Origin of the sequence: Kitasatospora sp. LaBMicrA B282 (genome assembly GCF_050325825.1) — a bacterium.
In the GTDB taxonomy this organism is placed as follows: Bacteria; Actinomycetota; Actinomycetes; order Streptomycetales; family Streptomycetaceae; genus Kitasatospora.
On record NZ_JBNQTI010000089.1, the window covers coordinates 1 to 12,347 of the forward strand.

Sequence of the window (12,347 nt, forward strand, 5' to 3'; positions counted from 1 at the left end):
CAGCACGCCGGCGGCCGGCGCGGCAGGCGGCGCCGAGCGGTGCCGGGGCGCGGGGGAGGGGGGCTAGCAGACCTGCTCCTCGGGCTTGACGGTGCTGCGCACCACCACCGGCGGGATCGGCCGGGAGCCGGGGATGTTGATCGAGATCCGGGTGGTCAGCGTGGTCTCGGTCTTGGGCACCTCGTCCGGTTCGGCGGCCGCGGGGCCCGGCGCGCCGGTGGCCTGCGGGTGACCGGCCGGCCCGGGAGTGAACGGGTCGAAGCCGCCGCCCAGGCCAGGGATGCCGTACGGCGGGGTGCCCGACGGATAGGCGTCGATCCCCTCGCCCGCCCTGTGGCCGGGAGCCCCCCGCCGGGCCGACGGATAGGCGTTGTCAGATTCGCGGCTGCTCAATGCTGCTCTGCTCCGGGTTCGCGGCCGGACGGCTCGTCCGACGCTGCTGCGGCACCACCATACTGGGAACACGTGGGTGGCGAACTGCTTCCTGAGAGGGTCCCCCGGTAGGGGGCCGGCGTCGCGACGCCCGGACTCTCGCCTGGACGGCTTCTCCTCAGTCGCCGATGCTCCGCATGGACTCCTTCGTCGGCGCCGCCCAGACTCGGCCCGGACGCCGCTCCTTCTCCCGGCCCCCTACCGGGGGACCCTCTTAGAAGCCGATACGTCCGGTTCCAGAAGCCGAAACGTCCGGTTCGGCAGGGCCGAGCCTACGGGTCCGGGGCGTTGACTGCCCGTCGGCCCCGGGCCCGGTCAGTCCCGCTGGCGCGGGATGCCGAAGGTGTAGGTCGAGCGGGTCGGCAGCAGGGCGCAGACCATCCCCGGCAACCAGCCCACCAGCACGTAGGCGTAGGCCTCGGGGAAGGCGCCGAGCACGATGTCGCCCTCCGGCCGCGGGGACAGCATGATCAGCAGCGCCACGAACCAGCCGACCAGCGGGGCGCCCGCGCCCAGCTTGGTCCCCGTCAGCCGCAGGCCCGCGTAGGAGACCGCGCCGTTGGCGGCCAGCGCGAGCAGCAGCCCGACCGGGCTCCACAGACCCTGCACAAAACAACCGCAGAGCGAGACCACCGCGCCGAGCACCAGGAACACCGCGTACCAGGCGTACCGGACCCCCTTCGGCGGCAGCGGTTCGGCCAGCCGCTCGGCCCGGGTGCCCAGCACGGAGTGCAGCAGGTCGCTCATCGGGTCTCGACTCCGGATCCCTCGTCGGTGCCGGGCAGCCCGGCGAACAGGTCGGTCAGCGGCCGCTCGGCCGGCGCGGCACCGCGGGCCAACTGGAAGTACTCGTCGGCCACCAGCGGCTGCCAGCGGTCGTTGCTGAGCGCGAAGAAGGCGCCGTCGACGGTGATCTGGGTGGCGTGCGCCGCCATCGCGGCCGCCTTCCGGTCGGCGTAGGCCGTGCCGGGCAGTGCCGCGTCGATCAGCCGGTCGTCGACCACGCCGGGCACGTCCGCCGGCTCGGCGGCCAGCGGGAAGCGCTCGGCGGCGGCCCGCAGCCCGGGCAGCAGCACCGAGCGGGGCATCCGGTTCCAGAACACCCTGACGACCTGCCAGGCCGGGCCCAGCTCGGGGCGGAAGGCCGGATCGGCGGCGAGCTCGACGGCGCGCATCGCCATCCGGTGCGCCTGGATGTGGTCCGGGTGCCCGTAGCCGCCCTGCTCGTCGTAGGTGACCAGGACCTGCGGGCGGACCTCGCGGACCACCGCGACCAGGTGCCCGGCCGCCTCGTCCAGCGGGGCCTGCCAGAAGGAACCCGGGTGCCGGTTGTCCGGCACGCCCATCATCCCGGAGTCCCGGTACCGGCCGGCCCCGCCGAGGAAGCGGTGGTCGGCCACGCCGAGCTCGCGCATCGCGGCGGCCAGCTCGCCGATCCGGTACTCGCCCAGGGTGTCCTGCCGGTCGGCCGTCAGGTGGGCCAGCCCGGGCGGGATCACCTCGCCGCCCTCGCCCAGGGTGCAGGTCACCAGGGTGACCGCGGCGCCCTCGGCGGCGTAGCGGGCCATGGTGGTGCCGTTGCCGATCGACTCGTCGTCGGGGTGGGCGTGCACCAGCAGCAGGCGGCGGTCGGGGGCAGCGGTCATGGGGAGCAGCCTAACCACCGCCGCCGCGGGCCAGGCCCGCGCCCGGGCTCAGAGCTTCAGGTCATTGAGCATCCCGGCGAGGTTGCTGGTCACCTGTTGGATCGACGGCGCGATCGAGCTGGAGGCCAGGTAGAAGCCGAGCAGCCCGCAGACGATCGCGTGGCCCAGCTTGAGGCCGGAGCGGCGGATCAGCACCACCACGATGACCAGCATCAGCATGGCCGCGGAGATGGACAGAGCCATGACGGCACACACCCCTTCCCGGGTGCGCCGCCCGGGGGCGGCGGCGAGGACCGTGTGGGACACGGTGAACCGGACACGGATCGTCCGGATCACTGGACTAGGAATACCCGATCGGTGGCCATGGCATTACTGTCTGTGAGTCCGCATCCGCCGGATCACGGAGGCGTCCAGGGGGCGCAAGGGCCGGTCGGAGCGGGTGTCGGGGCCTCGGAGGCCGATTTGTCGACGCTGCGCCGAACGGGTGAGCGGTTGGTGTGCGACGCCATAGGGTGCGGCCATGACCGATGACGTTCAGCACCACGCGCCCGCCGACTCCTTCCCCCGGCAGTACGCGCGGACCCTGCGCTACACGGTGGGCCAGCCGCGCTCCTTCGCGGTGGCCCCCGACGGCTCCCGGGTCCTCTTCCTGCGTTCCCGCTCCGGCACCGACCGGGCCAACCTGCTCTGGACGCTGGACGTGGCGGACGGCACCGAGACGGTGCTCGCCGACCCGGCGGCCCTGCTCGACGGCGGCGCGGAGGACCTGTCGCCCGCCGAGCGGGCCCGCCGCGAGCGCAGCCGGGAGGGTTCGGCCGGCATCGTCGGCTACGCCCTGGACGCCACCGCCGAGCTGGCCGCCTTCGCGCTCTCCGGCCGGCTGTTCGCGGCCGGCCCGGCCGCCGGCGCCCGCGAGCTGCCCGCCGCGGGGCCGCTGCTCGACCCGCGCCCCTCGCCCGACGGTCGCTGGATCGCCTACCCGACCACCGGCGGCGCCCTGCGGGTGATCGCCGCCGACGGCACCGGCGACCGCGCGCTGGCCGAGCCGGAGGCCGCCGGGGTGACCTGGGGTCAGGCCGAGTTCATCGCCCAGGAGGAGATGGACCGGGACCGCGGCCACTGGTGGTCCCCGGGCAGCGACGCGCTGCTCGTCGCCCGGGCCGACGACGCCCCGGTGCGCCGGTGGTGGATCGCCGACCCGGCCAATCCCGAGCGCACCCCCGCCGAGGTCGCCTACCCGGCCGCCGGCACCCCCAACGCCGAGGTCACCCTCTGGCTGCTCGGCCTGGACGGCTCGCGCACCGAGGTGGTCTGGGACCGGGTCGCCCACCCCTACCTGGCCCGGGTGCACTGGTCGGCCGGTGGCCCGCCGCTGCTCCTGGTGCAGGCCCGCGACCAGCGCAGCCAGCAGCTGCTCGCCGTCGACCCCGGCACCGGCACCACCACCGAGCTGCTCACCGAGCGGGACCCGGCCTGGCTGGAGCTGTTCAACGGCGTCCCCGCCTGGACCCCGGACGGGCGCCTGGTGCGGATCGGCGACGAGTCGGGCCACCGGGCGCTGTACGTCGGGGAGGCCGAGCGCACCGACGACACCCTGCACCTGCGGGCCGTGCTCTCCGTCGACGCCACCGACGTGCTCTGCCTGGCCGGTGCCGGCGAGGGCGCCGCGGACCAGACCCCGGGCCTGACGGGCCTGTACCGGGTGCCGCTGGACGGCTCGGCGCCGGTGCTGGTGCACCGCGGCGCCGCGCTGGACGCGGTGCGCGGCGGCGGGGTGACGGTGCTCTCCAGCGCCGCCCCGGACCGTGCGGGCCGGCGCGCCGAGGTGCTGCGCGAGGGCGCCGAGCCGCTGGTCGTCACCTCGTACGCCGAGACCCCGGTGCTCACCGCCCGGCCGCTGTTCCGGCTGGCCAGCAAGCGGCGGATCCCGGCCGCGGTGCTGCTGCCGACCGGCTACGACCGGGACCGGGACGGCCTGCTGCCGGTGCTGATGGACCCGTACGGCGGCCCGCACGCCGCGCTGGTGGTCCAGGCCCACAACGCCTTCCTGACCTCGCAGTGGTTCGCCGACCAGGGCTTCGCGGTGGTGGTCGCCGACGGGCGCGGCACCCCCGGCCGCAGCCCGGCCTGGGAGAAGGCGATCGCCCACGACTTCGCCGGGGTGACCCTGGCCGACCAGGTCGAGGCGCTGCAGGCGCTGGCCGCGGAGTTCCCGCTGGACCTGGGCCGGGTGGCGATCCGCGGCTGGTCCTACGGCGGTTACCTGTCGGCGCTCGCCGTGCTGCGCCGCCCCGACGTCTTCCACGCGGCCGTGGCCGGCGCCCCGGTCACCGACTGGCGGCTCTACGACACCCACTACACCGAGCGCTACCTGGGCCACCCCGGCGAGCGGCCGGAGGTGTACGACGCCAACTCGCTGATCGCGGACGCGGCGAAGCTGGAGCGCCCGCTGATGATCGTGCACGGCCTGGCCGACGACAACGTGGTGGCCGCGCACACCCTGCGGCTCTCCTCGGCGCTGCTCGCCGCCGGCCGCCCGCACACCGTGCTGCCGCTCTCCGGGGTCACCCACATGACGCCGCAGGAGCAGGTGGCGGAGAACCTGCTGCTGCTCCAGGTCGACTTCCTGAAGCGCTCGCTCGGGATGTGACGCCACCGGGGGCGGCATGACATCCGTCATGGGCAGGACGCGACGGCGCACACTGCCGCCCCCACCCCCGCGCCCGGGATGCTGGTCCGGTCAGCAGGTACCGGCGGAGGGTCCCAGGGGACCCCGGAAGGACGGGGAGAGCGCCATGGCCGAGGAAGTGGCCGCGTTCCGGGGAGTGAGCAAGAGCTACGGGCAGGTCAAGGCGGTGAACGGCCTCGACCTGGTGCTGCACCCGGGGCAGACGGTGGCGCTGCTCGGACCGAACGGCGCGGGCAAGTCCAGCAGCCTGGACCTGCTGCTCGGGCTGCGGGAACCGGACCAGGGACGGGTCACGCTGTTCGGCGGCACCCCGCGGCAGGCGATCGAGGCCGGCCGGGTCGGGGCGATGCTGCAGAGCGGCGGCCTGATGACCGACGTCAAGGTGGGCGAACTGGTCCGGCTGGCCTGCGACGTGCACCCGCGCGGGCACCGGCCGGCCGAGGTGATGCGGGACGCGGGGATCGAGGAGATCGCCGACCGCCGGGTGGACAAGCTCTCCGGCGGCCAGGAGCAGCGGGTCCGGTTCGCGCTGGCGATCGCCGGCCGCAACGACCTGATCGTGCTGGACGAGCCGACCACCGGCATGGACGTGTCGGTCCGTCAGCAGTTCTGGGCCGCGATGCGCCGCCAGGCCGAGCAGGGCCGCACGGTGCTCTTCGCCACCCACTACCTGGAGGAGGCGGACTCGATCGCCGACCGGGTGCTGGTGCTGCACCGCGGCCGACTGATCGCCGACGGCTCCTCGGCCGAGATCAAGGCCAAGGCCGGCGCCCGCCGGGTCAGCTTCGAGCTGCACGCCGCCGACGGCCGGATCGAGGAGTCGGTGCTGCGCGCGCTGCCCGGGCTGGTGGCGCTGGAGGTCAGCGGCTCGGCGGCGGCGGTGCGCACGGTGCGGATCCGCTCCACCGACGCGGACGCGGTGGTCGCCGGGCTCTACCGGGCCGGCTGCTACCCGCGCGGGCTGGAGGTCACCAGCCTGGGCCTGGAGCAGGCCTTCCTGACCATCACCGGAGAGCAGGACGAGCAGGACTCGCAGGCGGCGGGTGCCCTGGGGACGGAGAACGCGCGATGAGGACCCTGATCAGGCTGGAGATCCTGCGCACCCTGCGCAACCGGCGGTACCTGTTCTTCACCGTCCTCTACCCCGCGCTGATGTACTTCTTCTTCGTCAGCGCCTACGGCAGCAAGGGGATGGCGGGCGGGCTGAGCGCCAAGTCCTACTTCATGGTCTCGATGGCCACCTTCGGCGCGGTCGGTGCGGTGCTCACCGGCAGTGCGCAGCGGATCTCGCTGGAGCGCAAGAGCGGCTGGGTGCGCCAGCTGCGGCTGACCGCGCTGCCCGGGCGGGCCTACGCGGTGGCCAAGATCTGCTCCTGCGCGGCGACCACGCTGCCCGCGATCCTGGTGGTCTTCGCGCTCGGCGCGAGCAAGGGCGTCCGGCTGAGCGCCGGTCAGTGGCTCGGGCTGGTCGCGGTGATCTGGCTGGGCAGCTTCGTCTTCGCGGCGCTCGGCGTGGCCCTCGGCTACGCGGCCGAGCCCAGTGCGGTGCAGCCGATCGTGATGATCGTCTACATGCTGATGTCGGCCTTCGGCGGGACCTGGTTCCCGGTCTCCGGCACCCTGAAGACCATCGCCAAGGTCAACCCGGTCTACCTCTACAACCAGCTGGCCGCCTTCATCCGGCCCGGGGTCCCCTTCGACCTGGGCGCGGCCGCGACCCTGGCCGGCTTCCTGGTGCTCTTCGTGACCGCCGCCGGCGTGTTGTACCGCCGGGACACCAAGCAGGCATGATGTCCGCCATGCCCGACGCGCCCCTTGACCAGCAGCCCGACCAGCTCGGGAAGGAGGTGAGGGGGCGCATCGTGCCGGCCTTCCCCGGTGGTCCGGTGGAGAACCGGCGCCAGCTGATGGTGAAGCTCTGCTGGATGTCGCTCTGGATGCTCTACCTGATCTACCCGGTCAAGGACCTGACGGACGGCCACCACGGCCTGCCGGTGCAGGTGGCCGGCTGGAGCGCGCTGGTGGGCTTCCTGGGCTGCTACCTGACGCTGGTGGCGTTCCGGTCCACCGCCGGGCTGCAGTGGAGGGGCAGCTATCCGCTGCTCGGGGTGATGGTGGCGATCGCCCTGGCCACCAGCCTCGCCCTGGGCACCCCCTGGCTGGGCCTGATCACCTACGTGTCGGTGGCCGTGGGCGCGGTGCTGCCGCCGCGGCTCGCCCTGCGCGGGGTGGCCGCCGCCACCGTGGTGATCGTGCTGATCGGGCTGGCCGACGGGGCGGACCGCTCCGCGATGGCCGGCCTGGTGCTGCCCACCTTCCTCAGCGGCGCCGCGATGACCGGCATGCAGCGCCTGCTCCTCGCGATGCGCGAACTGCGCGAGGCCCGGGAGACGGCCGCCCAGCTGGCCGCGGCCGAGGAGCGGCTGCGCCTGGCCCGCGACCTGCACGACCTGCTCGGGCACTCGCTCTCGCTGATCACGCTGAAGAGCGAGCTGGCCGGGCGGTTCATGGATGCCGAGAAGGCCGAGGCGGCCCGGGCCCAGGTGGCGGAGATCGAGCAGGTCGCCCGGCAGTCGCTGATCGACGTGCGCAGCGCGGTGAGCGGCTACCGCAAGCCGACCCTGGCGGTCGAGCTGGCCACCGCCCGCAGCGCGCTGGCCACCGTTGGCGTCGCGCTGGAGGTGCCCGAGTCGCTGGCCGAGGACCGGCCGGGGCTGGGCGCCGCCGAGGCCGAGACGCTGGCCTGGGTGCTGCGCGAGTCGGTCACCAACATCGTCCGGCACGCCGCCGGGGCCACCCTGTGCACCGTCGGCCTGGACGAGACCTGGGACGGCGACGGCGCCCGGTTCGCCGTGCTGGAGATCGCCGACAACGGCCCCGGGCCGGGCAAGTCGGGTCCCGGCAACGGGCTGTCCGGGCTGGACGAGCGGCTGGCCCTGGTCGGCGGCCGGCTGGAGACCGTGGCCGGCCACCGCGGCCGGGGCTTCCGGCTGCGCGCCCTGGTCCCGCTGGGCGTCAAGGTCGCGGTCTGACCCCCGTGCGCGCCGGGTCAAGATTCGTAAGAGCGGCCCTGGCCCCCGCGCCGACCGCGTTCCGGCAGGTCGGGGCGCCCCACCGCACCGGCGGCGGGGGCCAGGCCCTAGGGTCGGCCGCATGACTGATGATCAGAACGGGCACGGGATCCGGGTGCTGCTCGCCGAGGACCAGGGGATGGTCCGGGAGGCGCTGGCCGCCCTGCTCGGCCTGGAGGGCGACATCGACGTGGTCGCCCAGGTGGCGCGCGGCGACGAGGTGGTCGAGGCGGCGCTCGCGCACCGGGTGCAGGTCGCCGTGCTGGACATCGAGATGCCGGGGATGACCGGGATCGAGGCCGCCGCCGAACTGCGCCGGCGCAGCCCGGAGACCAAGGTGGTGATCGCCACCACCTTCGGGCGCCCCGGCTACCTGCGCCGGGCGATGGAGTCCGGCGCGGACGCGTTCCTGGTCAAGGACGCCCCGGCCGCCGAGCTCGCGGAGGCGGTGCGGCGGGTGCTGCGCGGCGAGCGGGTGATCGACCCGACGCTGGCGGCGGCCGCGCTGGCCGAGGGCGCCAACCCGCTGACCGCGCGCGAGCTGGAGGTGCTGGCGGCCGCGGCGGACGGCGCGGTGAACGCGGAGATCGCCCGCCGGCTGCACCTCTCCGAGGGCACGGTGCGCAACTACCTCTCGATGGCGATCCAGAAGACCGGGGCCCGCAACCGGGCCGAGGCGGTCCGGGTCGCCAAGGAGAAGGGCTGGATGTGATCCGGCGGCCGGACCGCCGGGTAGGCCGCCGCGGCGGTGCCGGTGGCCGGTCAGTTCAGCCGGTGCCGGGCCGACCGGGCCTCCTGGCGGACCCGGCCGGCCGAGTCCGGGTCGAAGGCGTCCAGGATCCGGGCGTAGGCGTCCATCTCGGCCGCACCGGCGAGGAAGTCGCCGGTGCGCACCAGCAGTTCGGCCCGCTCCAGGCGCAGCTGGGCCGGGTGGCGGGGCAGCAGCAGCGACAGCTCGGTGGCCCAGAGCTGCACCCGGGCCTGCTCCGGTCGCTCGCCGGCCCAGGCCCGGATGTTGCCGAGCACCCGCAGCGTGGTGTCCAACGGCTGCGCCGGGGTGAACAGCTCCGGGGTGAAGCGGTGGCCGGCGGCGGTGACGATCGCGGCCGCGTCGTCGGAGGAGAGCAGCCGGCCACCGTGGAACGGGTCGGCCAGCACGTACTCCTCGCCCGCGTCCGGCCCGCCCACCGCGACGATGAAGTGCCCGGGCAGCGCGATCCCGTGCACGGTCAGTCCGGCGCGCTGCGCCACCGCCGTCCAGACCAGCGAGAGCAGGATCGGCAGCCCGCGCCGGCGCCGCAGCACCTCGGGCAGCAGCGAGGACTCCAGCTTCAGGTAGTCCGACTGCCGCCCGTGGAACCGCTCGCGACCGCCGAGCACGGCCGCCAGCAGCGCGGCGGTCTCCTCCGGGGTGGTGGGCCGGCGCTCGGCCACCGCCCGGCGCACCGCCGCCGCGTGCCGGTCCAGCGCTGCCGTGCAGGCGGCCAGCAGCTCCTCCAGGGTGGGCGGCGGGCGCCGGTCGTCGGGGTTCGCGGCCGGTTCGGGGTCGTCCCGGTCAAGGTCGCCGGCCCGCCGCCTGGGGACGGTGGGCGGCGCCAGGGTCTGCTCGGCGGACGCGAGCAGGCAGAGCAGCACCGGGTCCGGCTGCTCGGACCTGGCCTCGGTGCGGAAGCGGCTTCTGCTCTGCTCGGTCACGGTGCTGCGCTGGCTTTCGTACGTGACGGCTCGGTGGTGCGACGGCCCGGCGGTGCGGCCGGGTGACGCGGGGTTGCGTGGTACTGCCGGGAACCTACGCGGACGGCTGCCCCTGCGGAAGACGGACGTAGTGGTAAGTGTGGCTGGTGGTGAAGCCCAGGCCGTCGTAGAGCTCGCGTGCGCCGCTGTTCTCCGCCTCCACCTGCAGGTAGGCGCCCTGCGCGCCCTCCTCCGCGGCGCGCGCCGCGAGCGCGCCCATGAGCGCCGTCGCGAGGCCCTGGCGGCGGGCCTCGGGCCGCACCTCGATCGCCGCGAAGCCGGCCCAGGCGCCGTCCACCACGCACCGGCCGATCGCCAGCGGCACCGCGCCGGCCGGGTCCGGCACGGAGGCGAACCAGACCGAGGGGCCGCCGTGCAGCACCCGGTGGGCGGCCTCGTCCATCGTCGGATCCCCGCTGCTGCGCCGGTACACCGAGAGCCACCCGGGCCCGGCGGTGCGGGACAGCCGCACCCGCTCGACCGCGTCGGGCCGACCGGCCCGGGCCGGCCCGGCCAGCGGGGCGGTGCGGAACAGGGTGGCGGCGGCCTGGCCACCGAGTCGCTCCAGGGCCCGGGCCAGGTCGGCCGGCGAGCCCGGCTCGGTCACCTCGACGTGGGCGGGCAGGTCGCGCTCGGCGTACCACCGGCGCACCCGGTCCAGTGCCTCGGGCAGCGGCAGCCCGGGGTCGCCGAGCGTCTGCACCGAGTTGGCCCGCCGGGTGAAGCCGGCCGCGGCGCGCAGCCGCCAGTCGCCGAGCGGCTGCTCCTCGACCGCGGGCCAACCGCGCGCCGCGATCCGCTGGAGCTCGGCCGGAGCGGCCGTGGGCAGCGGCGCGCGGCGGGCCGGGAAGCGCGGGACGGGCTTGCCGGCGACCAGGCGATTGGCCGGAATGCATACCTCCGATCCGTCCCTGGCGACTACGATCAGCTCTTGATCGTTCCACGAGGTGAGCACGCCGATCGCATCGCGGAACGACGCCCGTCCGGTGGCTGGGTCCGGGGCCGCCTCGATCCGCCGCACGGACACCCGTCGGCCCACGTCAGTCGGGCCTATCCGGACCTCGGGGCGGGCGTCGGTCGGAATCGGGGTGCCGCTCAAGCTGACCTCCGGTGCATTTGTCGTCCCTGACCCGCGATACTAGGGGCGGGCATCGACGACGCCGCGCTCACCCGCGCACGCAAGCAGATAGTTTGGGCCCCGGGCCCAACCGAGGAGGAACGACAGCGTGACCTACGTCATCGCGCAGCCTTGTGTCGACGTCAAGGACAAGGCGTGCATCGAAGAGTGCCCGGTTGACTGCATCTACGAGGGCGAGCGCTCGCTCTACATCCACCCGGATGAGTGCGTCGACTGCGGCGCCTGCGAGCCGGTCTGCCCCGTTGAGGCGATCTTCTACGAGGACGACACTCCGGAGGAGTGGAAGGACTACTACAAGGCGAACGTCGAGTTCTTCGACGACCTCGGTTCGCCCGGTGGCGCCTCCAAGCTCGGCCTGATCGAGCGGGACCACCCGTTCATCGCCGCCCTGCCGCCGCAGAACCAGGACGAGCACTGAGCCTGTGAGCACCACCGATGAATCGCGCGCGCCGTTCCCGGGCCACCCGGGGGCGGCGCGCCGCGTATCCGACCTGCTGCCCGTCTTCCCCTGGGACAAGCTGGAGCCGTACAAGGCGACCGCGCTGGCCCACCCGGGCGGGCTGTGCGACTTCTCCGTGGGCACCCCGGTCGACCCGGTGCCGGAGCTGATCCAGAAGGCGCTGGCCGCCGGCACGGACACCCCCGGCTACCCGACCGTCTGGGGCCCGCTGGAGCTGCGGGCCGCGATCGCCGACTGGCTGCACCGGCGCTGCGGCGCCGAGATCGGCCCGCAGGCGGTGCTGCCCACGATCGGCTCCAAGGAACTGGTGGCCCTGCTGCCGGGTCAGCTCGGCCTCGGCCCCGGCGACCAGGTGGCCTACCCGGTGCTGGCCTACCCGACCTACGAGGTCGGCGCCCGGCTCTGCGGCGCCGAGCCGGTGGCCTACCAGGACGTCGACGAGCTGGACCCGTCCCGGGTCCGGCTGCTCTGGCTGAACTCGCCGTCCAACCCGACCGGCCGGGTGCTCCCGGCCGAGGAGCTGCGGCGCGCCGTGGCCTGGGCCCGGGAGCACCGGGTGCTGGTGGTCAGCGACGAGTGCTACCTGGAGCTGGGTTGGGAGGCCGAGCCGGTCTCGGTGCTGCGGGCCGACGTCTGCGGCGGTTCGCACGAGGGCCTGCTGGCCGTGCACTCCCTCTCCAAGCGCTCCAACCTGGCCGGCTACCGCGCCTCGTTCGTGGCCGGTGACCCGGTGGTGGTGCGGGAGCTGCTGGAGATCCGCAAGCACAGCGGCATGATCGTGCCGGCCCCGGTGCAGGCGGCCACCGTCGCCGCGCTCGGCGACGACGCGCACGTGGCCGAGCAGCGGGAGCGCTACGCGCGGCGCCGGGCCGAGCTGCGGGCCGCCCTGGAGGGCCACGGCTTCCGGATCGAGCACTCGCAGGCCAGCCTCTACCTGTGGGCCACCCGGGACGAGTCGTGCTGGGACACCGTCGGGTACCTGGCCGGGCTGGGCATCCTGGTGGCGCCGGGCGACTTCTACGGGCCGGCCGGCGACCGGTTCGTCCGGGTCGCCTTCACCGCCACCGACGAGCGGGTCGCCGCGGCGGTCGAGCGGCTGGCCCGCTGACCGACCGGTGAACGCGGGTGGGGGGGGGGGGGGTTTTTTTTCCCCCCCCCCCCCCCCCCCCCCCCCCCC

The 12,347-nt window shown here is 74.7% G+C and carries 12 protein-coding genes and 1 pseudogene; 7 read left to right on the plus strand and 6 right to left on the minus strand.

Features of this window, described 5'->3' with window-relative positions; all coding sequences use genetic code 11:
• Nucleotides 1–87 precede the first annotated feature (87 nt).
• From ACQRUO_RS23255 to ACQRUO_RS23270, 4 genes and pseudogenes are all read right to left on the minus strand, one after another.
• Nucleotides 88–393: pseudogene (locus tag ACQRUO_RS23255) on the minus strand (hypothetical protein); the annotation flags it as partial.
• A gap of 354 nt (nucleotides 394–747) precedes the next feature.
• Nucleotides 748–1,179 (minus strand): DUF6113 family protein, encoded by a 432-nt coding sequence (locus ACQRUO_RS23260; protein WP_428317965.1) that lies wholly within the window; start codon nucleotides 1,177–1,179, stop codon nucleotides 748–750.
• Complete coding sequence (gene mshB, locus ACQRUO_RS23265; RefSeq protein WP_428317966.1) at nucleotides 1,176–2,078, minus strand: N-acetyl-1-D-myo-inositol-2-amino-2-deoxy-alpha-D-glucopyranoside deacetylase; 903 nt, start codon at nucleotides 2,076–2,078, stop codon at nucleotides 1,176–1,178. The genes ACQRUO_RS23260 and mshB overlap by 4 nt, the downstream gene beginning before the upstream one ends.
• Nucleotides 2,079–2,126: 48 nt before the next feature.
• Complete coding sequence (locus ACQRUO_RS23270; protein ID WP_428317967.1) at nucleotides 2,127–2,321, minus strand: DUF2304 domain-containing protein; 195 nt, start codon at nucleotides 2,319–2,321, stop codon at nucleotides 2,127–2,129.
• 277 nt (nucleotides 2,322–2,598) lie between these two features.
• Here ACQRUO_RS23270 and ACQRUO_RS23275 point away from each other — a divergent pair, with 277 nt between their 5' ends.
• The 5 genes from ACQRUO_RS23275 (at nucleotide 2,599) to ACQRUO_RS23295 (ending at nucleotide 8,550) form a co-directional block, all read left to right on the plus strand.
• Nucleotides 2,599–4,728, plus strand: coding sequence for an alpha/beta fold hydrolase (locus ACQRUO_RS23275; protein WP_428317968.1), 2,130 nt, complete (start codon nucleotides 2,599–2,601; stop codon nucleotides 4,726–4,728).
• A gap of 145 nt (nucleotides 4,729–4,873) precedes the next feature.
• Nucleotides 4,874–5,839, plus strand: coding sequence for an ABC transporter ATP-binding protein (locus ACQRUO_RS23280; RefSeq protein ID WP_428317969.1), 966 nt, complete (start codon nucleotides 4,874–4,876; stop codon nucleotides 5,837–5,839).
• Nucleotides 5,836–6,558, plus strand: a complete 723-nt coding sequence (locus tag ACQRUO_RS23285; protein WP_428317970.1) for an ABC transporter permease — start codon at nucleotides 5,836–5,838, stop codon at nucleotides 6,556–6,558. Before ACQRUO_RS23280 ends, ACQRUO_RS23285 begins: the two co-directional genes overlap by 4 nt.
• An 8-nt stretch (nucleotides 6,559–6,566) precedes the next feature.
• Nucleotides 6,567–7,799 carry a sensor histidine kinase gene (locus ACQRUO_RS23290; protein WP_428317971.1) on the plus strand — a complete coding sequence of 411 codons (1,233 nt, stop codon included), beginning with the start codon at nucleotides 6,567–6,569 and terminating at the stop codon, nucleotides 7,797–7,799.
• Between the two features lie 121 nt (nucleotides 7,800–7,920).
• Nucleotides 7,921–8,550 (plus strand): response regulator, encoded by a 630-nt coding sequence (locus ACQRUO_RS23295; protein WP_428317972.1) that lies wholly within the window; start codon nucleotides 7,921–7,923, stop codon nucleotides 8,548–8,550.
• Between the two features lie 50 nt (nucleotides 8,551–8,600).
• Here ACQRUO_RS23295 and ACQRUO_RS23300 read toward each other — a convergent pair whose 3' ends face one another.
• Complete coding sequence (locus ACQRUO_RS23300) at nucleotides 8,601–9,533, minus strand: transglutaminase family protein (RefSeq protein WP_428317973.1); 933 nt, start codon at nucleotides 9,531–9,533, stop codon at nucleotides 8,601–8,603.
• A 94-nt stretch (nucleotides 9,534–9,627) separates the two neighbouring features.
• Complete coding sequence (locus tag ACQRUO_RS23305; protein WP_428317974.1) at nucleotides 9,628–10,671, minus strand: GNAT family N-acetyltransferase; 1,044 nt, start codon at nucleotides 10,669–10,671, stop codon at nucleotides 9,628–9,630.
• A gap of 127 nt (nucleotides 10,672–10,798) precedes the next feature.
• On the opposite strand from ACQRUO_RS23305, the gene fdxA reads away from it, so the two are divergent.
• Together fdxA and dapC are read left to right on the plus strand one after the other, a co-directional pair.
• Entirely contained in the window at nucleotides 10,799–11,128 is a 330-nt protein-coding gene (gene fdxA, locus ACQRUO_RS23310) for a ferredoxin (protein WP_266294097.1), read from the plus strand.
• A 4-nt stretch (nucleotides 11,129–11,132) separates the two neighbouring features.
• A complete protein-coding gene (gene dapC, locus ACQRUO_RS23315) occupies nucleotides 11,133–12,278 on the plus strand; it encodes a succinyldiaminopimelate transaminase (protein WP_428317975.1) in 1,146 nt (381 codons plus the stop codon).
• The last annotated feature ends 69 nt before the right edge of the window (nucleotides 12,279–12,347 follow it).